Annotated in this window: 25 protein-coding genes; 5 read left to right on the top strand and 20 right to left on the bottom strand. The window is 43.8% G+C overall.

Features of this window, described 5'->3' with window-relative positions; all coding sequences use genetic code 11:
- Window positions 1-88: 88 nt before the first annotated feature.
- Complete coding sequence (locus CYJ37_RS06850) at window positions 89-826, top strand: MerR family transcriptional regulator (RefSeq protein ID WP_101548709.1); 738 nt, start codon at window positions 89-91, stop codon at window positions 824-826.
- Between the two features lie 64 nt (window positions 827-890).
- Here CYJ37_RS06850 and CYJ37_RS06845 read toward each other — a convergent pair whose 3' ends face one another.
- On the bottom strand, window positions 891-1,454 hold the full coding sequence (locus CYJ37_RS06845) for a hypothetical protein (protein WP_101548707.1): 564 nt from the start codon (window positions 1,452-1,454) through the stop codon (window positions 891-893).
- Window positions 1,455-1,650: 196 nt separating this feature from the next.
- Here CYJ37_RS06845 and CYJ37_RS06840 point away from each other — a divergent pair, with 196 nt between their 5' ends.
- Window positions 1,651-2,577, top strand: a complete 927-nt coding sequence (locus tag CYJ37_RS06840; protein WP_094767916.1) for an RNA polymerase sigma factor — start codon at window positions 1,651-1,653, stop codon at window positions 2,575-2,577.
- A 48-nt stretch (window positions 2,578-2,625) separates the two neighbouring features.
- Here CYJ37_RS06840 and CYJ37_RS06835 read toward each other — a convergent pair whose 3' ends face one another.
- Window positions 2,626-3,909, bottom strand: a complete 1,284-nt coding sequence (locus CYJ37_RS06835) for a S41 family peptidase (RefSeq protein ID WP_101548705.1) — start codon at window positions 3,907-3,909, stop codon at window positions 2,626-2,628.
- Between the two features lie 154 nt (window positions 3,910-4,063).
- On the opposite strand from CYJ37_RS06835, the gene CYJ37_RS06830 reads away from it, so the two are divergent.
- Window positions 4,064-4,618: a hypothetical protein gene (locus CYJ37_RS06830; protein ID WP_022544563.1), complete on the top strand. Its 555-nt coding sequence runs from the start codon at window positions 4,064-4,066 to the stop codon at window positions 4,616-4,618.
- A 472-nt stretch (window positions 4,619-5,090) separates the two neighbouring features.
- On the opposite strand, the gene CYJ37_RS06820 is transcribed toward CYJ37_RS06830, so the two are convergent.
- Window positions 5,091-5,747 (bottom strand): hypothetical protein, encoded by a 657-nt coding sequence (locus CYJ37_RS06820; RefSeq protein WP_101548699.1) that lies wholly within the window; start codon window positions 5,745-5,747, stop codon window positions 5,091-5,093.
- A gap of 135 nt (window positions 5,748-5,882) precedes the next feature.
- Here CYJ37_RS06820 and CYJ37_RS06815 point away from each other — a divergent pair, with 135 nt between their 5' ends.
- The gene (locus CYJ37_RS06815) at window positions 5,883-7,661 is read left to right on the top strand and encodes an extracellular catalytic domain type 1 short-chain-length polyhydroxyalkanoate depolymerase (RefSeq protein ID WP_308302668.1); all 1,779 of its coding nucleotides are present in this window, start codon (window positions 5,883-5,885) and stop codon (window positions 7,659-7,661) included.
- A 52-nt stretch (window positions 7,662-7,713) separates the two neighbouring features.
- Here CYJ37_RS06815 and CYJ37_RS06810 read toward each other — a convergent pair whose 3' ends face one another.
- The 7 genes from CYJ37_RS06810 to CYJ37_RS06775 form a co-directional block, all read right to left on the bottom strand.
- Window positions 7,714-8,172, bottom strand: coding sequence for an SAM-dependent methyltransferase (locus CYJ37_RS06810; protein WP_009794514.1), 459 nt, complete (start codon window positions 8,170-8,172; stop codon window positions 7,714-7,716).
- A 74-nt stretch (window positions 8,173-8,246) separates the two neighbouring features.
- A complete protein-coding gene (locus CYJ37_RS06805; protein WP_009794515.1) occupies window positions 8,247-8,966 on the bottom strand; it encodes a GNAT family N-acetyltransferase in 720 nt (239 codons plus the stop codon).
- A 23-nt stretch (window positions 8,967-8,989) separates the two neighbouring features.
- Entirely contained in the window at window positions 8,990-9,595 is a 606-nt protein-coding gene (locus CYJ37_RS06800; RefSeq protein WP_009794516.1) for an ABC-2 transporter permease, read from the bottom strand.
- Complete coding sequence (locus CYJ37_RS06795) at window positions 9,588-10,454, bottom strand: ABC transporter ATP-binding protein (protein WP_101548695.1); 867 nt, start codon at window positions 10,452-10,454, stop codon at window positions 9,588-9,590. Before CYJ37_RS06795 ends, CYJ37_RS06800 begins: the two co-directional genes overlap by 8 nt.
- Before the next feature lie 4 nt (window positions 10,455-10,458).
- Window positions 10,459-10,830 carry a GntR family transcriptional regulator gene (locus tag CYJ37_RS06790; RefSeq protein ID WP_009794518.1) on the bottom strand — a complete coding sequence of 124 codons (372 nt, stop codon included), beginning with the start codon at window positions 10,828-10,830 and terminating at the stop codon, window positions 10,459-10,461.
- Between the two features lie 171 nt (window positions 10,831-11,001).
- Complete coding sequence (locus CYJ37_RS06785; protein WP_101548693.1) at window positions 11,002-11,484, bottom strand: DUF5662 family protein; 483 nt, start codon at window positions 11,482-11,484, stop codon at window positions 11,002-11,004.
- Between the two features lie 701 nt (window positions 11,485-12,185).
- The gene (locus tag CYJ37_RS06775) at window positions 12,186-12,461 is read right to left on the bottom strand and encodes a hypothetical protein (protein WP_101548690.1); all 276 of its coding nucleotides are present in this window, start codon (window positions 12,459-12,461) and stop codon (window positions 12,186-12,188) included.
- Window positions 12,462-12,657: 196 nt separating this feature from the next.
- On the opposite strand from CYJ37_RS06775, the gene CYJ37_RS06770 reads away from it, so the two are divergent.
- The gene (locus CYJ37_RS06770; protein ID WP_009794524.1) at window positions 12,658-13,671 is read left to right on the top strand and encodes a DUF3231 family protein; all 1,014 of its coding nucleotides are present in this window, start codon (window positions 12,658-12,660) and stop codon (window positions 13,669-13,671) included.
- 271 nt (window positions 13,672-13,942) lie between these two features.
- Here CYJ37_RS06770 and CYJ37_RS06765 read toward each other — a convergent pair whose 3' ends face one another.
- The 10 genes from CYJ37_RS06765 to CYJ37_RS06720 form a co-directional block, all read right to left on the bottom strand.
- Window positions 13,943-14,173 (bottom strand): hypothetical protein, encoded by a 231-nt coding sequence (locus tag CYJ37_RS06765; RefSeq protein WP_009794525.1) that lies wholly within the window; start codon window positions 14,171-14,173, stop codon window positions 13,943-13,945.
- Between the two features lie 63 nt (window positions 14,174-14,236).
- On the bottom strand, window positions 14,237-15,085 hold the full coding sequence (locus tag CYJ37_RS06760) for a hypothetical protein (protein ID WP_101548688.1): 849 nt from the start codon (window positions 15,083-15,085) through the stop codon (window positions 14,237-14,239).
- A gap of 128 nt (window positions 15,086-15,213) precedes the next feature.
- Window positions 15,214-15,636: an HIT family protein gene (locus tag CYJ37_RS06755; protein WP_101548686.1), complete on the bottom strand. Its 423-nt coding sequence runs from the start codon at window positions 15,634-15,636 to the stop codon at window positions 15,214-15,216.
- A gap of 35 nt (window positions 15,637-15,671) precedes the next feature.
- Window positions 15,672-15,890, bottom strand: a complete 219-nt coding sequence (locus CYJ37_RS06750; RefSeq protein WP_101548685.1) for a hypothetical protein — start codon at window positions 15,888-15,890, stop codon at window positions 15,672-15,674.
- Between the two features lie 144 nt (window positions 15,891-16,034).
- A complete protein-coding gene (locus CYJ37_RS06745; protein WP_009794530.1) occupies window positions 16,035-16,301 on the bottom strand; it encodes a SunI/YnzG family protein in 267 nt (88 codons plus the stop codon).
- Between the two features lie 117 nt (window positions 16,302-16,418).
- A complete protein-coding gene (locus CYJ37_RS06740) occupies window positions 16,419-17,093 on the bottom strand; it encodes a DUF5694 domain-containing protein (RefSeq protein ID WP_142385233.1) in 675 nt (224 codons plus the stop codon).
- Between the two features lie 152 nt (window positions 17,094-17,245).
- A complete protein-coding gene (locus CYJ37_RS06735; protein WP_022544572.1) occupies window positions 17,246-18,094 on the bottom strand; it encodes an AraC family transcriptional regulator in 849 nt (282 codons plus the stop codon).
- Between the two features lie 85 nt (window positions 18,095-18,179).
- Window positions 18,180-18,689 (bottom strand): GNAT family N-acetyltransferase, encoded by a 510-nt coding sequence (locus tag CYJ37_RS06730; RefSeq protein ID WP_180827275.1) that lies wholly within the window; start codon window positions 18,687-18,689, stop codon window positions 18,180-18,182.
- 298 nt (window positions 18,690-18,987) lie between these two features.
- Entirely contained in the window at window positions 18,988-19,779 is a 792-nt protein-coding gene (locus CYJ37_RS06725) for an alpha/beta fold hydrolase (RefSeq protein ID WP_101548683.1), read from the bottom strand.
- Between the two features lie 489 nt (window positions 19,780-20,268).
- Complete coding sequence (locus tag CYJ37_RS06720) at window positions 20,269-21,009, bottom strand: alpha/beta fold hydrolase (RefSeq protein WP_101548681.1); 741 nt, start codon at window positions 21,007-21,009, stop codon at window positions 20,269-20,271.
- Between the last annotated feature and the right edge of the window lie 9 nt (window positions 21,010-21,018).

Raw genomic sequence — 21,018 nt, 5'->3', positions numbered from 1 at the left:
CATCCCTCTTTCTAACTTTCAAATGGTATAATCTAACTATATTGGGTGACGCGGCGTAACCCGCAAGCTTTTTTTAGGAGGAATTCCAATGAAACGCTGGACAACCGGAGAAGCAGCGAAGCAGCGCAATGTTTCCGTTCGCACACTCCGCTATTATGATCAAATCGGCCTTCTGGCGCCAAGCTTTAAAGATGAAAATGGAAAGCGGCATTATTCAGAGGAAGACTTATTTACATTGGAGAAAATATTGATTCTTAAGTCCCTTTCACTTCCGTTAGAGGAGATCCGTGAGGTACTGAAACAGCTTTCTTATAAACAAATCTTAGTATCCCACTATAATCACCTGCAGGAGCAGCTCTCAGAGCTCCAAGCCAGCATCTCCAACACAGCATCCCTGATCAATATGACCGATTTGGAGGAGTCACTATCCTGGGATCGTGTTGCCGAGCTTATACAAAATTCACAAAAGCGCGCTAAGAAATGGACCGACTATTTTCAGGAAGAGGAAAAAGCGTTCCTGGAAAAAACAATCCCAAGCCTGGGCAGCAATGATGAGACCACCCAGCAGTATATTTCTCTGCTGCGAAGGATTGAATGGTGCGTGGAAAACCACATTCCAGCCGAGTCGGAGGAAGGCTTTGAAATTGCTTCTGAATTAATCCATCTATCAAATAAAAGCTTCCAGGGAGATACAGAACTGATGGACCAATTTTGGGAAGTCAGGAAAATGCCTGCCGAGGAAACTGGGCTCTATCCTGTTTCAGAAGAGGTGCTGGAGTTTGTGGAGCGCTGTTTGGCTTATGCGGGTTCAAGGGCTGGCAGCTAAGCTCAATGGTACATAGCTGGAAAGGAGAAAGATCAAGGCTGAATCATTGCGGCTGGATAGCCCTTTATTTTTTCATTACCTTAAAGTCGACGGTCCCCTTTACCCTGACATGTTCTCCGGATTCAACACTAAAATCAGTAGAGCCTTGAACCACATAATAACCGGCGGGAAAGCCGGAGGCATTCAGGAACTCCTTCATAAAGTTAACATAGTCTTGAGGATCCTGATCCTCACTATAGCTGCCGCTTTTTCCGTACTCTTCCCGATAAGGCTTTCCTTTTTTAATGGTTGTTGATAATCCGATGTCATTAACTGCACTTCCTATTTCATACCCCCGTATCTTTTCCCGCATCGGGAACAAGACAGCTGAGGAAGAATGATAGATTGTGACCTCTTCTTTTTCCCCTATATATTCAATTTCCCCATATAACTCTATGTCCTCACCTACTTCGTACTCTCCCTTTTCACTTTTAATCCGGAAGATAAAGTCACCTTGAACGTTTTCATCGCTGGTCTGAGAAACTTCATATTTTTCTAAGTCTCTGTTATCGACAGAATGGGACGATTGACAGCCTGCCGTTAGAATAGTGAACAGCAGAAAAACAGCTAAGATCAAATATTTATTCACTTAACCTCTCCTTTTGGCTTCTTTAAATATTAGAAGGGATTTTCATGAGAAAGGTTTCAACTTTTTTGGCGATACAAAAGAATACTGGGCATCAATGAGCCGGCGATGTAGACTTAAAATGAGCTTTGATAAAATTTCATTTTTACCGTACAATTTCGCCCTACCTATTCGTCCTACCAATAAAGGAGCTGATTATATGGTGACAGAACAAGAATTAGCAGGCAAAGCACGCGAACTGAAGGATATGTTTTCTGAGCTTGCGGAAGCCCATTCAGAGCAGCTTTGGAATTATTGCCGCTATCTGACCGGATCTCCGTGGGATGGCGAGGATTTGTTTCAAGAAACGATGCTGAAGGCATTGGGCGGATTATTTCAAAGATGGCATCCGACAAATACAAAATCCTATTTGTACAGGATGGCCACTAACATCTGGATCGACCACTGCCGCAGGGAGAAAAGAAATCTTGGCACATTAGACGAAGGAGATATCCCAGCGGTTGAATTTACGGAGACGCTGGAGCTTCAGCAGGCACTCGGCTGCCTTGTTGAGCTTTTCAAACCAAGGCAGATCGCCGTATTCCTGCTGTTTGAAGTCTTCCAGTTCAAGGCAGAGGAAGTGGCTGGCATGGCCAGGACCACGCCGGGAGCCGTTTATGCCACAACGAGAAGGATGAAGGAAAAATTGAAGCAGCATAACAATCCGGAAACTCAGGATCACCGCTTCGTCCATGAAAATGAGCCGGTCATCAAAGCCTATTTAAAGGCCTTAAACGAAGGCGATGTCGAAGCAGTCCTGGATCTGATCAGTGACCAGGCACAAAATGAAGCACCTTTAGGCTTCGCAGAATTTAGCAAAGAAGAAATGCGGAATGGCTCGCTTCGCTATGGTTTGCCTGGATATAGAGCAGAAGCCCGTATACTCTGGGACAAGCCGGTTATCATTGTTTTTGCTGACGAAGGACAAGGCCCGCTCATCCATGATATTCAATACCAGGAAACCGAGAACGGAAAAATCGTCAGGCATGTAAGCTATTTTTTCCGAAAAGAATTCATTCTGGCGGCCGCAGAGGAACTAGGTGTGCCGGCGCAGCTTATAAAGCCGCCTGTGGATTGGGCGAAGTAATCTTTAAAGGCAGATTTAGGTCTGTCTTTTTCTCTTGTAAATTCTGCCCTACCTGAATGTACTTTTTTCCAATGACAGCCACTCTATCGCCTTCTCCAGGTCAACATCCCGCTTCAAGTGCTCGGGTGTCCATGGTACATACAAATCTGGCGCTATCCCTTTGCCCGTCATCCCCATGCCCCTGTCAATCCGTGACAGCCTTGAAGTGGGATACATGAATTCAAATCCGTTATCCCAGTGCTTGCTTATGAGGTTGGCATAATCATTTAATCCTTTTGTCGGCCTGCCGATGACCCGGACTTTGCTGGACTTTTTACAAAGCTCAACAAAGGAATCACCCGAACTGCCGCACATATAATCTGACAAAACTGCAACTGATTTAGGATATTTGGCGCCTTTCACATACGTGTCGGGCACAATATCTTTAAAATCAAACTCGACGAATCCTTTTCCTTTGTTCTTCTGCCACTCCCGAATAAAGACCTTAAGGAATTGCTGTGCCTCTTGCCCCTGTATGCCTTCCAGTTCCGGGAACGCTCCCGCCAGAAATCTGCCGGTGTTCGAATGGGTGCAGTTAAACAGCATCGTGTCCTCTCTGTCAGCGAGCTCCACACCTTCTTCAGGCATGATATACGGCATGAGAGGATAGTAGCTGGAGTCGCTTCCGCCATAATTGACCCGAACATCTATTATCCATTGGTCTGCTGATTCAATAAGATCCCTATTATCTTTGACCAGTTTTACAATGGCATCTGGATCCGCAAAATCAGTAATGGTGAATAGCAATGTATCCTGATTCACCTTTTCCACAGTATAGGCTGGCGTATATCCTGGTTTTTCATAAGTATTGAAAGTGATTTTTTGGACATTACCCTGTTCATCCTGTATGTCGCCATATTCATACAGCGAAAGGATCGGCATCCAGTCTTCCCGTTCCGGATGATAAGCCTTCAAAAGCCGGCTGTGCTTTTCTTTCAGTTCCGGAATGGTGAAGCCCCCAAGCGAAATAATCGCCATGCCGGCATTTAATTTTTGTTCATTTTTCGCTCCGGTAACATAAAGGCAGTCCTTATATCGCCTGACCTGGAAACCTCTGTCCAGTGGCTTTCTTTTTTCCGCCAAGCTGTCAGCAAAGTAAATATGGTGGTCTTGAAAGTCCAATAAATAGTCTCTTACTATATCTGCAAACTGCTCCCTGGTCAGCTTATTGGTTTCTTTTAAAAGCTGTATTTTTTCAAAATAAGCCTCCGGATGATCATATCCTTTTTTATCGATGCACCCCGCATAGTCGTGATGCATTATTTCAACAATGTCTCTGAAGATCTGTTCCATTCTAATCCTCCGTATTCATGTTTTTCCTTATATTACCTATTTTATATCATGAAAGGTTTGACCTTCTTAAGAGGTATAAACTGTTCTTCCTTTAAATCACTTGGAATAATATGTTAAAATATAACAGCATCCAAAAAAACAGGGAGCTGAGAAATTGAAGCGGAGAATGAGTCTTTTGCTGCTTGGATTAATGTTAATTGCCAGTGCCTGTTCCTCTCAAACGGACGGAGGAGCCAATTCTTTTCAAGAGCAGGCTGGCGATGAATTTGAGACTGATGTATTTATTCCTGAATATGAACAGTATTCCATCACATCGGCTGAGGTTAAATATCCGCCAACAGGTGACAAGAAGGACCTGGTTGTGGTCTATTCAAAAGAAAAGGGTAAGTTAAGAGACAAAGAGTATATCGAAAAATATGAGAATACAATGGATTCGAAGGTTCTATATGGACTTTATGATGGAGAACCCTGGCTTTTCATCATCACCTACAGCAATTTCGAGATCATTGATGGTGAAATTGACAGCAAGATTAAAACGATGAACGGTGTGGATGTCCATTATAGAGAGATTGCGGCTGACACAGATATGCTAATAGCATTCTTCAATCTCGAGAAAGGCTCTTATCATATTGAGTTTTCATTGAGAGAGGGAATGACTAAGGAGAAGGCATTTGAGATTGTTGAGGATATTATTGAGAATAATGGATAGAGGGATGGAGTTTTCCATCCCTTTGTTTTTTGCTGGGCAAAAGTGCCGGAGCAAATAGGCCGATAAGAAACCTTATTGTTTTTTATTGCGTTTTTCATCAAAATAAGTCCAGATATAATAAACAATCCAAAATACTAATGGGGTCATATATGCGTAGATATTCTTTATTGGGAGAAAAAATATGATTACAATACTAATAATTAATGCTACAGGCATCAGCGTCCAATAGATCTTATCTTTAAAAGGCTTCAAGGGCAGGCCCCTCTTTCTAACAGCATTATTTTTCAATCACCCGATAATCTTTTGTTTTAGTTATTGAAATACTGTTGTCGTTTGCAAATTCAATTAGGTCTGCAAATAGGTAATCAGACGAAAAATGAACACCAGAAAATGATATAAATATGTAACCGTGCAAGGACAAGTCCCCCTGGCCCAGCCGCCAAAAAAGAGCCAAGGGACCTGTCCCCCTGGTTCATTCTAATTTCAACTGTTTGACCACGGAAGAGACTAATGTATCCAAGGGATTAATTATAGTTTTAGTCGTATGCTTAATTTCTTTGGATGCTTGGACCATAGATAGTTGAGCAACAGAAATTATTTTATCTTCCAGAATAATCCCTTGCAAAAACTTGGAAATCTCATGATTATATTCATGTTTTCGCCCTTGCATTATCAATTCAAAAGTATTGTTGATTACCTTTGCCTCTATATCAATCGATTTCTGATGATTGTGTGCATATTGATTCAGACGCTCTAAAGTTCCTTTGACTGTTGCAGGATTTGTAAATACGATTGTCTGTGCCCGCTTTACTTTACAGACAGACTCAAAGAAGGGTTCATCAATCTTTATGATAGGCACAGAAATTGAAAGTTGTTCTTCCGATAGAATAGCAATATAGTTTGTGCAAGTAACCAGTATGGCATCAACATTACATTGGGCTATCCATTCTATCTGTTCCTTTACTTTATTTCGTGCGTCTGCAGTTTTGAAGCTCCTATCTGATGTAACTCGATATATTAATGCAGGATCAACAAAATGTATTAGTTCCATATCATATGGGGCAAAGGCTTTCTCAATGTATTCGATATTCGAAAAATGGGCGTGTAAGCACCCTAACTTTATTTTCAATTCAAACCCGCCTCTATATATTAATCAATATAAAATTCAACAAAAAATGCTCAATCCCTTCCTGGATACTGTAACTTCATTGTAACTCCCCCCTCCTACACTAGACCCGAAGAATGAAAAGGAGGAATGGTTTTGATGGCTCGCAGAAAATCCTGGATTGGTTTAATCGTTTTGATTTTTGTATGCTCGGTCACATTGCTTCCTGGTAATTCAAAGGCTGCAGGACAATTTATCACAGGCACCTATGGAGGGAAGCCTTATAAATTGTATGTTCCTGATCAGTACAATGAAAGTCAGTCTTATCCGTTATATGTCATGCTGCATGGGTGCACACAGGATGCCAGCCAGTTTGCGACAGGGACTAAGATGAATACACTCGCTGATGAAAAAAAGTTTTTGGTGCTGTATCCTGAACAGACCAGCAGCGCCAATTCCAACAAGTGCTGGAACTGGTTCGAATCAGTCCACCAGTCGCGCGGCAGCGGGGAACCAGCTGCTATCGCCGGAATGGTAAATCTTATTAAAAATAATTACTCTGTCCAAGGTGATCAGGTGTATGCGGCGGGTCTCTCAGCAGGTGCAGCGATGAGTGTGATCATGGGGGCTGCATATCCTGACCTTTTCTCTGGAATTGGGGTGGGAGCAGGTCTTGAATACAAGGCTGCAACCAGCATGACCGGAGCTTTTACGGCTATGTCGAGCGGCGGCCCTGACCCTGTGCGCCAGGGGAGGGCTGCCTATCAGGCAATGGGAAGCCAGGCAGACACCATGCCAGTCATAGTGTTTCACGGAACTTCGGACTATACAGTCGCACCGGTAAATGGAAACCAAGTCATTAGCCAATGGGCTGTCACAAACGATTTAGCACAGAATGGCATAGAGGATGGCTGGATGGATGACCAGCCGGACCAAACCGAGAACTTAAACGTTCCTGGCGGAAAAAGCTACACTGTCAGCCATTATAAAGCTGGGGACGGCAGAGTCTGGATGAAAAAAGTCACTGTCCAAAGCATGGGGCATGCCTGGTCAGGGGGAAATGTGCAAGGCAGCTATACGGATCCACAAGGCCCTGATGCCAGCCGGATGATGTGGGAATTTTTCCATTCATTTGCAGGCGGTGATGATGGAGGAGATGCCGGCGATGCCCCTGCTACATCAGCAAGCCCTAAAGGCGGAACCTATAATCAGCCTGTCTATGTAGAGCTCCAGACCAATAAAGAAGCATCCACTTACTACACAGTGGACGGTTCGAATCCTACAGCACAATCCACACTCTACACGGGACCGATTTACATTTACGACGATACGACCCTTAAGTTTTTCAGCCAGGACAGCTCCGGGCAAAGAGAGTCTGTCAAAGAAGAAGTATATATCATCGAAGAAGATGCTCCTCCCGGGGACTCGCTGACATTCAGCGCCATCTCAGGGGAAAGCGGGTTTGCCGGCCGCTTCACAGCAGATGGCAAAGGCTCCGGGGACATCAAGGCTGGCGATAAAGGAATGTACAATACTGATACCTTCAGAGGGATCTTATCCTTTGACACAAGCACGCTCGGACAGACAGCGATTGGGTCAGCAAAATTGCGCCTGTATACAAAATTGATCACAGGGGCTGTCACTGATGTAAAAATCGACATGAAGAACGGAACTTTTGGATCTGACCCAATCGAACAAAGCGATTATTCCGCCGCAGCCACACTTACCGATATAGCCAGTTTTCAGCCGGCCGCCGTTTCTAATTACATTGATATAGATATCCCGGCCAGCGCACTGGCTCAAATCAACCGGAGCGGCAAGACTCAGTTCAGGCTAAAAGCAGCAACGGCAGCTAGCTTTAATCAGAATTCCGTCCTTTTTTATGGAGGCGGGAATGGAAATCTTTCTCCGGTTCTAATAGTAAATCGCACCAACTGAATGAAAGAGAGATCAGCAGGAACTGCTGATCTCTCTTTTTTCCCTTTGAACTTCAGTCCCAATAATTCTTCATAATCTCATGGGACCAATCTGGCTGGCTGATAGGCTCTTTAGGCAGGAATTCCTCCATCACCGGCTTGATATCAAGAATCGGCGTCCCATTGATGCAATCAAGCCCAGTGACGGTCAGTTCCCTGCCTTCTCTTTTGACTATCCTCACAGTTGTCAGGCCTAGTTGATTCGGTCTATTTTTGCCGCGCTGAGCAAAGATCCCCACTTTGGGGAGGCTGCTGTCATTTCTGGGATGCCTTGCACCAGGCACTATTTTACTTTGATCCACCCGATGAAAATGATAAATGATTTCTAAGTGGGAGAAGGATTCAATTCCGTCGAGCCCGTCTTCTGGCAGAGAATCGTCCAGCACGATCCTGCTGACCACTTCGCCCCAGTAATCGTCCTCTATTTCGTGTCTTTCATTATATGCAATCCCGATAGGATTTACTGTAATCATAGCACTGCCCCTTTCTACGGTGAGAGGAAACTGTTTCTTTTTATTTATGTGAAACAAGGTCAGATTCCTGTTACTTATAAATTATATTCCAATGATAGGACCGTATTTTTGTTCTGAGTACAACCATTCGCTATCATAATTTTTCTCATTGGCGTGTTATCAATTTTCGTTGCGCCCAGGTACGAGTTTGCTTTAAATTCATTTCTCAGCCTATATAACCCCAGCAAATGGAGCCTCTGACCCAGCCCATTCCCTGAAAATTTCGGGTGCATGCCAATCCAAAAGAGACGTCCTTGTCTATCCGAATCAGGCTCCAGGTGGGGAAAAACAACGCCAGCCGGTTCATCTGCAATCATCAGTACTGTGTACATATTGTTTACCTGTGAGGGCAACTCTGTTTGCATGCCCGTTAAAAATCTTCTAGTATCGTTAAAACTCCTGCCCATTACCTCTGACAGGAAAGCGATTGATTCCTCGTGCTCAATGGACCATACTTCATAACCGGCTGCAGGTTGATTGATAGGTTCAGTAAATTCCCTGGTGTAAATGACTCTTTCTCCAGTCATTACCATTTTCCTTTTTGTGAACATCAATTGATCAAGGAGAGTTCTAGGGCATTCGAACAAGATACGCCTCTCTTTAAAGGCAGTTAGATTAGTAATAAGTTTCATTATGGCTGTGTCTGCTTCATGGGGATTGTTTATATTATCTTCAAACATTTCTAAGATGAATTCTTGATCATTTTTTATGTAATGGATCCCTGCTTTTTTTAGACTCTTGAATACTTCATCCATTTCCGGCCCTCCTCAAAGGAGCATTAAAACGCCTTTCTCTGGTAAATGAATGTGGTGACTCCCCAGGAAATGCCATACAGAGCCAAAATGATTACTGCTGCCCCCGTGTACAACGCCGGGTTGGACAAACTTGCAATAAAACCGGTGATTAAAGAAAGATCTTCAGCAATCAGGTTTAGGAGATGCGGACCCATCCCTGTTAATAGAACGAATGTAATCATCAGGACTGTTGTGATATGCCCTGGTTTAAATATATAAAACAGCGGAAATGTGAATGCAGCGAATGCTAAGAAGATGCCGCCTCCCATAGCCATATCTTCGATGGTAAATGCCTTATTGAATGCAAGCAATGCCAGACAAGTGCCGCCTATGGCTAAAATCATATAGATAACTGCTCCGAGATAACGTGAAGCAATGATTTCATTACGCGTATAGGGCAGGCTGTTCAGCAGAATGTTCGCCTCTGCTTTTTCATCATAGGCATAGGCATTAAAAGGAATGAAAATGCTGGCAACGCTGAAAATCAGCACAGGATGCGAATCCATTACAATAAAGAACAGGATAAAAGGAATAAAGGTCAAGATCAGTTTTTTCTGCAGTATCACATCGCGCCTGATAAGGTTAAACATAGCTTTTCCTCCCCTTCATGTAATACATAATATCCTCCAGGCCCGCCTGTTCCACTACAACAGAATGGCCAAAAGTATTATTTACAAGTTCGATATTGTCAGTCAGGGCCTCAAACCCTGTAGGAGCCCGGTGAATATGGACAAAAGCCTTCTCTGTATCCCGGTCCAAAAGTTCCAGCCCGCCTTTTACGAGCGCATAATTTTCCCCCACCTCGTGGACAGACTGATTAAATACCAGTCTCCCATTTTGCAAAAAGGCAATATAATCAGCGATGCGGTCCAAATCTGTGGTGATATGTGTAGAGAAGAAAATCGTGCGCCGGTCATCCAGCATCAATTCCTGCAGCAGATCGAGCATTTCCCGCCTGAAAATAGGATCCAGTCCTGATGTAGGTTCATCCATGATAATCAGCTCTGGATGGTGCGATAAGGCAATCGCCAGTGATGCCTTCATCTGCATCCCTTTTGAGAAAGTTTTAATCGCTTTATTAAGGGGCAGCTCGAACTGCTCTACATATTGATAAAACAAACGATCGTCCCAGCGCTTATACGCTGGTCCAACAATGCGTTTTATATCTTTTAAATTCATCCCTTCATAAAACACATTTCCGTCATAAACGAACCCGATGCGCTCCTTGATCTCCTTCTCATGTGTCTTATAGTCCAGCCCGAAGATCCTGATCTCGCCCTGATCCGGCTTCAGCAGATTCATCATCATTTTAATGGTCGTCGACTTTCCGGCGCCATTCCCTCCGATGAACCCTGTAATAAAGCCCTGCTTTACTTGAAAATTTATATCTTTAATGGAAAAACCCTTGAATTCCTTGGAAACATTTTTCAATTCGACCACATTCTCCATACAGTCACTCCTCATATAAAATCTTCAATAGCTGCTGAAGTTCATCCAATGAGAGACCAATTTCCCGACCGTTAATTATAACCGCCCCCAGCTGTTCCTCAATGACCTTCAGCTTCTTTTCCCTAATAACTTCTAAATTTTGTTCGGCAACAAAAGACCCTTTGCCAACAATAGAATAAATAAAACCCGCCTTCTCCAATTCCTCGTAAGCCCGTTTCGTCGTAATCACACTGATCTGGAGATCCTTCGCGAGCTGGCGTATGGAAGGCAGCGCTGACCCCTCCTGCAGATCGCCCGCTAAAATTAAGGATTGAATCTGTTTAGTAATTTGTTCATAAATCGGCTCCTTGGAACTGTTGGAGATAATGATTTGCATGGAATTCCCTCTTTTTCAACTATTGTATATATACTATATATACATTATATACACACTTCCAAAACCGCGCAACCATTTTTTGGGCCAGGGGGTCAGGTTCCTTGGCTCATTTTTTTCCTGCATTTATTCCGAAACAGCAAAAAAGCCGCCTTGCAGGCAGCCTATTCCAAGTTAAATCGCGTCCCTATTTTTCCACCTAGCATCCTCTGCCTTTTTCTTCTCCAATATATCTTCCAGTTCCTTTTTCGTATCGGGATGCAAAATTATATTGCCGCTCAAGTCCATAGTGGAAGCTTTCACCCTTCTTCCCCACTTCCTCGAAAACGAACGCCAGTCACAAACCATTTCAAGAAGATATTTTCTGGGCATCGGCAGGGCTTGTTTATTTTTCGGGTCAACCACCCAATGTTCCCAGTGGTGCTTGTTCTTGTGCTGATGGTGGAGCCATGCGTACTTCCACTTTAACTCATCAATGGAGTCCTTTTGGCCCTCATAGAAGAACTTCTTTGCATATGGCATAAACTCCTGCGGGGAAAATTTTGACCAATCGTGGACAATCCCCTGCAGGAATAGCCCCTCTTTCCAGCACTCGATCAGGACATTAAGTTTATGTTCCAGTATATACAATATGTTTTTCCAGACTGCCCGCAGCACGATACTCCCCCCATCCAGTTTTGTTTCCTTTCCCTAAATTTCCGGAGCTCTGAGTTTGCTTGCCAGCCAGCTCTAAATAACTTTCCGCAAAAAATGTGCAGATCCTTTCCCACAGTCAAATCAGCGTACTTTATTCCTCCAAAAAAGAAATGTCAGAAGCAGCGAAAATATAGGAGCTAAAGCAACCAGCCTCCAGCTATTTTCAGCTCCCAGGAAGTAATAAGCTATCGGAAGTGATGTGATAAAACTGATGAACATGGAAAGCCATGATTTCTTAAATAGACCAAACAGGAGAGTGACGACACAAAGGAGGAAGGATACTTGCCATAGCACCACTATCAAATCAACGCCCCCTGTAGATTTGCATGTGATATCAAGAATGAAAGTGAATAAAGGAATCTGCTCTGGAGGATATTAATGCTAGTGCACCTTTTTCCGTGCACGATCATGAATGTGGAGGGATACATTGTGAGTACACTTACTAGCTTGATTAAAAGGATCCTTCATTTAATTATTAAGCTGGAGTTTTTTATTGATACGTATAGATATCGCTTAAACCGCTTAATAAGAATGCAGCCCTTAACGTAAGCAATAAGGGGCTCATGGCTATCTTTTCCCCGCGTGATGAAGACAGGCAGCTGTGCCGGGCTTGCCTATAGGACAGAAGGACAGGTTTCTCATGTATCTGTCCCTCTGTTCTTCTAAAATTTTTCAGCAGTACAAAACAGCTCCGCAAAATCATTCACAATGTTTATATCCGGATTTAATTTCACATCGTTCCTCATTCTCTCTAACCCTTCATAATACTCACTGTCATTTATTAAAGTCAGCACCGAAATATCTCTATTTTCTGCATGGAACAGGTAGTCATTCACTCTTATTTTTTCCCTTCGATACTCAATTCTTAAATTTACTTTAAAGCCTAATTCAGTAAGTTTTAAACATTTAGCCTTTGTTCCTATCCAATCTAATTTCATCTGTCCTAAATTGATTCTTACTAATATTCACCAATCTATTCCATTATCCTGCTTTTAAAGATGAATATACTTATAAAAAGGAGTATGCAAAAGGGACAGATACCACGGCCCAAAATACAGTATGGTTTTTCCTTAATTGGAAACGCTAGAAACAACATACATAGCACTTAGGGATATTTGATTAGGAGGTATCTGCATGGTTCTGACAAATCCTTTAAATGTGTCCGAAATAGGTTCGCTTTGGCAGACATATCAGGAAAAAACCTTGATTATGCGGTTTCTGGAATACTTTATCGAAAAGGCAGATGACCCGCAAGCAAGAAATATTTTGGGCGGATTATGGCAGGAGCTTAATTTTTATGTAGCTGAGATGGAAAATCTATTTTCTGAACAGGGAATGGTTAAACCTGTGGGTTTCACATCAGAGGATGTAAACCTGGAGGCCCCCAAGTTATATGATAATGGATTTGATATCATGTTTGTCCGTGTATTAAAGGAAGTTAGCATGGGGCTGTACACCCTTGGCATGAATATGACCTACAACAAAAAGGTAATGGCCATTTATGAGGGACTCACAACTGTCACTCAAAAAATCTATAAACTTTCAACCCGCTATTTACTTGAAAATGGAATTCTATCTCTCCCTCCTAAAGTGACTATGCAGAAGAAGACGGAATTTATTAAAAGCAAAAAGTACATGGAGGGGTTTAAACTAATTGGTGAAAAAAGGCCTCTATCAGCCCTGGAGGTTGGGATCCTTCATCATAATCTTGAAGTTAATAATATTGGAATGCAGTTAATTACAGGCTTTGCTCAGTGCGCTCAAAACAAGGAAGCCAGGCAATATTTTTTAAAAGGGAAGGATCTTGCCAAGAAACAGGTCAAAGTTATGGAGGAATTACTTCTGGATGGGGATGTCCATCTCTCCGCGACTTCCGGGGCAACGGTAACTACATCAACAGTTCCTCCCTTTTCTGACAAGCTGATGATGCACTGTATATATATTCTTAATGGGTTTGGACTGATTGGGTCAGGCACAGGGGGATTTTTCAGTTTAAGAAACGATTTGGCGATGAAAACACTTTTGCTCGCAAAAGATGTCTATTTCTACGCGCAGGAAGGGATTAATATTAAGATTAAAAATGGCTGGTTCGAGGAACCCCCGCAAATGGAAAACCGTTCCCAAATCATTAAGAAAGGACTTGAATAAGGCATTTCTATAGAAGATATTAATGGCAGATCCGGTTCTGCCTGACACTAATATCCTTCCAGAGAGATAACTTTGAGTTCACTCTCAAGATTATTACGCTGCTCATAAACATCGAATGCTGTATGGAAACATTTAAGGACAGGCTTAACCACTAATGAGAATACAGCCTTTAACCATAAGCAGCAGGTATTTCAAGACTATTATGCTTCCACACTAATACAGAGAGACAGGTTTTCCGTCCGCTCGGGCCAAGAAACCTGTCCCTTTGCTTTCATGTAAACCAAATCCTCGATATCTGCAATGGGTTGATCACTGATTTCAACCTGCCGTCAGGATGATACAGCTTAATAGAGTCCATCTTTTTAAAATCATGCGATGCTTTTTCCATATTGTCGAGCAGTACCTTCGTTTCGTTTACATCCAATTTAAAAGAAAGAGATTGCCCCGATAGCAGGATCTCTGCCTTAATATTTCCTTTAGGATCGTGGTTTTTATTATACATTTGAAAGTCCTCCCAATGAGCCAAGGGGACAGGTCCGCTGGCCCGTTTGGCATGGAACCTGTCCTATGACTTTATATATATTCCATCCTTGCCGTATGCATACAGATGTGAGCCCCGCATGAACACCGGCCCAATGATGCGTTTGCCATCTTCATCAATTAACTGCAGCTTATGTTTTGCTGTATAGCTGTGTTGATTTTTCCGGTAGCGCATGAGCGTTGACATATCGATTTGACCAATCAAACCCTCTTTATGCAGCATAAATTGCCCCATCATAGGGTAACGGCCGTTCACACGATAGCGCCCGGCTTCTCTCATCTCATCCAGATGAACGAGATCAAAATCATCATAATAGTAAAAGTAGACTTCCTTTGATCCAGCCACATTCATTGCGCAGCAGTCAATGATGCCATAATCACTTGCTCCCCACAGCTTCTTCCCATCCATTGTGTAAGCCACAACACCGGCACTTCCCATGGGCTCATCCCATCCAAAATTCCCAAAGATGCCTTCATCAAAGTAACTGACCCAAATGGTATCTGAGTCATCAATCTGCACATCATTGATTCCATCACCGAGCGTGAATGCCTCGATTAACTGCCCATTTTGGTTATATCTCCTGGCGTTCCGTTCAACGTAAGTTCCTTCCTTTAAACTGCGGCTTTGTACTATAAGCAATGTCCCATCGGAAAACAGATCAGCGTGAGTCGGCATTAGAGGAATGTTCTTTAATTCCACAGTCTCTATACTGTTATCTCTAATCAACGTGATGGTCCAGCTGCATTTCGGCACAGGCCGCTCAAAAAAATCGAGTTCCTGTTGGCCGGTTTCAATCAGCAGCAGTGTTCCATCCTGAGCTATCTGGCCGCCGGCAAAGTTTAAATTTGAACTATAATCATGCCGCTTATGCAATATTAATTTTTCTATTGGAATCACCCTATCTGGAGAACATTTCCCAATCCCTTACTTGGTGCTGACTGAAATAAACATAGAGGCATCCTGCTTCATGAAAACACGTTATTTTCCATCAGCTCTCTCTTTCAAGTCGCCAAAGGGGAAGGTTTAAGCCCCCTCTGATTTTCTTTCCCTTTAAACATATACCGGATTCCTTTACCCGCAAGAGGTTCGTCCTCATATCTCGGGATCACATGAAAGTGTGCATGGAAAATATGCTGTCCGCCAGCCTCGCCGCAGTTCCAGCCTAAATTATAACCTTGAGGCTCATGCCTTTCATCCAAGTACTTTTTCACATCCTGAAGGAGACTGTAGGTGGCCGTCCACTCCTCGGGTGTTAAGTCAAACGCAGTTTCCCTGTGCTGAATAGGAACAATTAACCCTGCGCCTTCCAGCTGGCTTCCCTTTATTTGACTCTGCCCCAGCTGTAAAAAAAGACAATGTTCATTGCTCATGACAACATTCTGATCCGGCTCACGCTCCAGCCTGCAAAAAATACAGTTATCCATCATTGATCTCCTCACTTTTATCGGCAAAACTTATGTCAGCTAACCGAAAACCACCACACAACAAGCCCCATGCTCACAACTCCCCAGACTGTCGTCGCGAAGATCCACCAGACAACAGGACGGGATGAAATACTGCTGCTTTCCCCGTCTCTTTTTAGCGCAGCGACCCTGCGTTCCATATTCTTTTTCATGGAAACGAGAACCGCAAATCCGCCTATGAAAAAGCCGAAAAGAACCCAGAATAGTAAATCCACATTTCAGCCTCCTTTTCATATTGTGAGCCATAGGGACAGACCCCCTGGCCCATGCCCCCTTCAATTTCAGCTGTGAATGCACATATGAGTGCCTGCCCGCTTACCAAAGAACTTCAACAAAAAAAGCGCTAATCCTCCTTAAGATCAACGCACAGACTTATTCATCAAAGTTAAGATCTTTTCTTTTATGCCGCCAATACTCGTAAAAAGTATATAAGTTTCTTTCTCTGTTTTAATAACCACTCTGTCTGTATTGCCGGATGGAAACCCAATCCTTATGGCTTCCTTTTCCTGCCCGCCATAGGTATCATCATTCGATACTTCTGTAATAGCCGATAACGGTATTTCAGTCTTATTTAATAGCCAGTTTATCTCCAGGCTCCCATTCTTCTCTGCCACTTTAACTTCCATGGTATCCCTCCTGTTAATATTTGTATACGGAAGAGACACCGATTTAGTTTCAATTTTTTGGTGATATGAGCCATGGGGACAGACCCCCCGGCCCCACACTAGATCAAAAGTTAATCCCTACCCCAAATAATCCCCGGCTGCCTCAACATCAAATAACCCGCTCTCCCTCGCAAACTGCAATAGCAGATGGAGATGGGCCGCACCATATAAAACAAAAATCCGTTCTTCATTGGAATCCAATAAGTTTACCAGATTTCTAAAAATCAACAGATTGCGATAATACCAATACTTCGCTGTCCAAATGGCGCCCGCCGGGTTGCTATTGCTGCCTGTCAGGGACATTTTCATGTAAAGTTCCTGTCCCCTGGCAATATTCCGCGGTTCATTATGCCAAAGCAGATAGTCCTTTATAGAATGATTCTGCAAAAATGTATTTGCTTCAGAAGTGATTTTCTGCCCTATCTCTGTAAACGCCCTATACTCTTCCGTATCTTCCCATTCACTTAGAGCCCCGAGGTCCGGCACACCCTCCTCATCCTGATTCCAATCGACTGCATGTACATGTCCCAAACCGCATTCCTTTGCCAGCCGGAATCCGACTTGATCGATTTCATTAACGGTTAATTCATAGCCTCCACTCAAATAAGAAGCATATTCATTATTCAAAGCTTCTTCCTTTTCCTGCAGAACTTCCAAGGCTACCTTTGTCGGGTTAAAATTCTTTAAACAAGTGATAACCTCCTGGATTTCTGCTTGCCTTGTGCCTGATAAAATATCCATTTTGTCTGTCATATACATATCTCCATTATCTATGCCTGCAAAATGGTCCGTTCCAAAGATTAACAGAGTTGGCTTGATAGGAAACATCCCCTTGGTAGATTTTCAAAAACAAAGGAACAGGTCTCTCATACAGCTTGTCACAAAAAACCTGTCACTCCTTCCCGCTATTTAGCTATGACCGGCACCCACAACTCGCTGTTTGGAACCCTGTCAGGCGCCAGGTAGTTCTCAACGCACGGCAAATCTGCCAATTCATAGCCTGAGGCAGGCAGCCATTCGGTGTACAGGCGCTTCCAAGCCTCAGGAATGTCAGGGAAAACAGCCCAGGTACTTGCGGGAATCACGATTTTCTCCATTTCGCTTGCAGATTCACCCGTATAACGGCAGCCCATGAAATAATCGAACTCTTCATCGGTAATGGCAGCCTGCTTTCCGACTAGACCCAGTATCCCTTCCAGCTTGCATTGGGGATTTTCCCAGGATAGATTGATAAAACGCTGCAGCATGCCCGTTTCAGTTGCTTCTTTCCACAGCCGCGGTATTGTTTTAAAAGCATCCTCCGTAACCACCTTCCGCCTGACTCCCGCTATTTCAACATCAGTTTCCAGCACTTCGATCCGGTAATCCATTTCCTCGTCCCCTTTAATCGAAATTTGAAAAGAAATCCTCGGGATGGCTTTTAGCTTGATTCCTTTATTCCTGGCCGCTGATGGAGTAATTCCATGAAGGTTTTTAAAAGCACGGCTGAAGGCATCGGGGGAATCATAGCCATATTGAAACGCCAGATCAATCACCCGGACTTCAGCGTTGTTTTGAAGCTCGAATGCCGCCTGTGATAAGCGCCTCCGCCTGATATAGTCTGATAAAGATAATCCGGTCATGGAAGAGAACATCCTTGGAAAATGGTAACCCGAACAGCATGCTCTTCTCGCTATTTCTTTTCCATCTATTTCACCCGCTAAATTCTCCTCAATATAATCCATTGCTCTATTCAATCGCTCTAGCCAATCCATCTCTTACCTCCTTCCCTGCTAAATATAGATAAAAAAGAAAACTTAAGTCCGGCATTCTAAGTGCAGAAAATGACGGGTACAAAAGTCAAAGCTGTATCCAATACCTCTGAACCTCCTCACCGCTGTCTGGCGAAATGACCTCATTCTCCAATACCCCGCCAACTTTCTGAATGGTCCTGGCTGAAGCTATATTTGCTTTATCACATGTGACCAGCACTTTTTCCAAACCCAGTTTCTTTGCTTCGACCAGGCTCATCTTCAGCTGTTCAGCGGCATATCCTTTGCGGCGTTCAGCCGGATGGATGCTGTAGCCGATATGCCCGCTCTCCACCAGCAGTTCTGGTGTCAGCCGGTGGCGTATATTAACCAGGCCGACTACTTTATCATCAACCATGCTCAGGAATTGTGTCGCAGGAACCCGGTTTGGCGGCAGCTGCCCTTCTTCCTGGCTGATGACTTTTTCGAGCCATTTCTCATAATGTTCATAGTTTTGCAGGGAAGAGCCTCCATAAAGAAGTTCTCCCGAGTCCAGAAATGCTTTTCGGTATGCCAACATTTGTTCTTTATGTATCTTTGCGGGTCTTATCAATTTCATTAAGATCAGCTTCCTTTGCTGTTTTTCCAAAATATGCATATGACTTGTTTCGCTGCCGGGTAACGGGTTTCCTTCTTGCTGATGGAAATCGCGAAAAAAGAGCCACAGGGACAGGTCCCTTGGCTCAATTTTGAAAGGGCAGCTGCCCTGTGTTCTTCCTGATTACTTAAAGACGCAATATTGCCCTTCCAATTTCCTTTATCACACCGTATGTCCCTTCCGTTTGGTTCGAGCATACGAGCCACAGGGCAGTTCCCTCGGTCCGTTTGGGCTCAAGAAACCTGCTCCTGTGCTATCCTCAGCTCTTCTCCTCAAGCCTATTCAGCCATTCCTCAACCAGAGCATTAAACACATCTGCCTGCTCAATCTGCAGATTGTGACCCGCCATATCAAGAACTGCAAAAGTGGCCCGCGGATAGTCCTCTATCAGCTCCCAGGTATCACGGTAGCCGGTAATATGATCCTGCCTTCCTGTGATGATCAGCGCCGGATGGTCAAGTCTTGTTGTTATATCAAAGCTAAAGCCGTATCCGTTATTTTGGATTCTCTCTAGAAACTCTGCATTGGCCAGTCTGGAAGGAAGCAGAACTTCTTTCTGGAATCTTTCCCATTCTTCCTCACCCTGCACAACTCCAACGGAACAGAACTCTTCAGCGTCCTCTGGGGATAGACTCGAAATCAAGCTGCTGTCCTTTTTTAAAACCGCATGCTGGGGCAATGTCCTGCCGGCAGACTCAGCTATGGCCACCGGCGCCAGCAGCATTAGACCCCGGACCCTACCCGGCCTTGAATAAGCGACCCCTCTCGCCAGATAGCCCCCATACGAATAGCCGCAGACGGCAAACGTTTCTTCAGGAATGATCTCATCTAAAAGCTGCAGCACGGCTTCCAGCATGTCATCCGAGTTTCGGATCGAAGGCAGCGGCTCAGACTGGCCCATGCCAGGCAAATCAATATAAATTCTTTTCCAGCCGTCCTGCTTCTCGAACAGCGGCTCCATTGCATGCTGCATCACTCTGTGGTCAAGTGTCCAGCCGTGCAGCATAACGATTGGGACCCCTTCTCCAATGGTTTTATGGTAAATAGACATAGTTGCAGTTCTCCTTTTCCTAATTAAAAATATGTAAGAATCTAATTTGTTTCAGGCATTAAACTTGGTTAGAAAAACACAGTCGCAGCCACAAAGATCACAGCAGCCGAAATAGCTGGCATTACAAACAACACAATCGGCAAAAAGAGTATTCTCCAAACTAAGGGCAGATCAATATCTTTCTTTCTTAAACTGAACAGCATCGCTATAAGATTTATAATTAAAAATGGAGCGAACTTCAGGATATCTGTTAAAACTGACTTCTTACCGGAGTCTGATTAGAATGCTGCCATTGTTAAGGAGAAAAAGTAAACAGGAATGGAAAATAGATTCACAAACCAGCTTTTTGATTAGGTTCATCCACCCTCTCCTTATGCTATATAAACAGTTCTATACTAGAACTCAATCCCCTCTTTTATCCAGATATTTCTGCCCGCAAAATAAAAAGGACATTCATCCATATAGAATAAATGTCCATCCAAAAGGTATTTATCCGCAGCATTGCAGATCAATGAGCTTCCTTACTGCATTCACAATCACTTCAGGTTCATCCCGCTGTATATAATGAGCACTGTTTTCAGCGATCACCATCTCACCCTGTGAGGAGATCTCCAGCAGTTCCCGCTGCATATCGTTCCACAATGCCTGTGATTCAGCAGAATAGTGAGCCTTCTTCCCGGCTGATAGGACAATTAGCGGCACGTTTAACCGGCGCCTCGTATCTTTCAGCTGCTGGAGGCTCTCCATAAACTCATCATAATTGCCTTCCCTGACGAATTGCTTATTGTAGGCTTCCTGAAAATCCTCCGGCATTGACGGTAGGAATCTTTCCCTGTACTCTTCAGGAGTTGAGTCAACCAGGACCAGCCCGCACACCTCATCAGGAAATTCCGTAGCATACATCCGCATGTTCCCGCCGCCAAATGAGTGGCCCACTAATAGGTAGGGCGGGGCAATCGCGGCTACAGTGAGCAGCTGTTTTAATTCTTTTACCATCTCGCGGCTAGTTCTCGGGCTGTTACTTCTTTCGCTTTTTCCGAGCCCTGCCCGGTCATAGGTGAAAACTCTCGATAGCATTGAGAGTTCTTCAAGTACCGGATCCCAGGCCTTTGAATAGTCGCCATAGCCTGCGTCCATAATGATTGTTGGATTCCCGCAGTTTCCGCCCATCAATTTGGCATATAGTTTGCAGCCCTTTATCTCTGCCATTATTTCTTTCATAAAACCCATTCCCCTCGT

Source organism: Bacillus sp. UMB0728, from assembly GCF_002858875.1.
In the GTDB taxonomy this organism is placed as follows: domain Bacteria; phylum Bacillota; class Bacilli; order Bacillales; family Cytobacillaceae; genus Bacillus_AB; species Bacillus_AB infantis.
Note: the sequence above shows the minus strand (reverse complement) of the source record. Positions and strands in the feature narration are given on the sequence as shown.

Excerpts from the sequence above, each read along its gene's own strand:
- CYJ37_RS06835 (WP_101548705.1), bottom strand. The coding sequence starts at position 3,909 with ATGGAACAGATCTTCAGAGACATTGTTGAAATAATGCATCACGACTAT.
- CYJ37_RS06815 (WP_308302668.1), top strand. The coding sequence starts at position 5,883 with ATGGCTCGCAGAAAATCCTGGATTGGTTTAATCGTTTTGATTTTTGTA.
- CYJ37_RS06720 (WP_101548681.1), bottom strand. The coding sequence starts at position 21,009 with ATGGGTTTTATGAAAGAAATAATGGCAGAGATAAAGGGCTGCAAACTA.
- CYJ37_RS06805 (WP_009794515.1), bottom strand. The coding sequence starts at position 8,966 with ATGGATGAAGTATTCAAGAGTCTAAAAAAAGCAGGGATCCATTACATA.
- CYJ37_RS06725 (WP_101548683.1), bottom strand. The coding sequence starts at position 19,779 with ATGTCTATTTACCATAAAACCATTGGAGAAGGGGTCCCAATCGTTATG.
- CYJ37_RS06730 (WP_180827275.1), bottom strand. The coding sequence starts at position 18,689 with ATGAAATTGATAAGACCCGCAAAGATACATAAAGAACAAATGTTGGCA.
- CYJ37_RS06795 (WP_101548695.1), bottom strand. The coding sequence starts at position 10,454 with ATGGAGAATGTGGTCGAATTGAAAAATGTTTCCAAGGAATTCAAGGGT.
- CYJ37_RS06770 (WP_009794524.1), top strand. The coding sequence starts at position 12,658 with ATGGTTCTGACAAATCCTTTAAATGTGTCCGAAATAGGTTCGCTTTGG.
- CYJ37_RS06810 (WP_009794514.1), bottom strand. The coding sequence starts at position 8,172 with ATGATTACAGTAAATCCTATCGGGATTGCATATAATGAAAGACACGAA.
- CYJ37_RS06735 (WP_022544572.1), bottom strand. The coding sequence starts at position 18,094 with ATGGATTGGCTAGAGCGATTGAATAGAGCAATGGATTATATTGAGGAG.
- CYJ37_RS06850 (WP_101548709.1), top strand. The coding sequence starts at position 89 with ATGAAACGCTGGACAACCGGAGAAGCAGCGAAGCAGCGCAATGTTTCC.
- CYJ37_RS06740 (WP_142385233.1), bottom strand. The coding sequence starts at position 17,093 with ATGACAGACAAAATGGATATTTTATCAGGCACAAGGCAAGCAGAAATC.
- CYJ37_RS06790 (WP_009794518.1), bottom strand. The coding sequence starts at position 10,830 with ATGCAAATCATTATCTCCAACAGTTCCAAGGAGCCGATTTATGAACAA.
- CYJ37_RS06800 (WP_009794516.1), bottom strand. The coding sequence starts at position 9,595 with ATGTTTAACCTTATCAGGCGCGATGTGATACTGCAGAAAAAACTGATC.
- CYJ37_RS06840 (WP_094767916.1), top strand. The coding sequence starts at position 1,651 with ATGGTGACAGAACAAGAATTAGCAGGCAAAGCACGCGAACTGAAGGAT.
- CYJ37_RS06775 (WP_101548690.1), bottom strand. The coding sequence starts at position 12,461 with ATGAAATTAGATTGGATAGGAACAAAGGCTAAATGTTTAAAACTTACT.
- CYJ37_RS06745 (WP_009794530.1), bottom strand. The coding sequence starts at position 16,301 with ATGGAAGTTAAAGTGGCAGAGAAGAATGGGAGCCTGGAGATAAACTGG.
- CYJ37_RS06765 (WP_009794525.1), bottom strand. The coding sequence starts at position 14,173 with ATGTATAATAAAAACCACGATCCTAAAGGAAATATTAAGGCAGAGATC.
- CYJ37_RS06755 (WP_101548686.1), bottom strand. The coding sequence starts at position 15,636 with ATGGATAACTGTATTTTTTGCAGGCTGGAGCGTGAGCCGGATCAGAAT.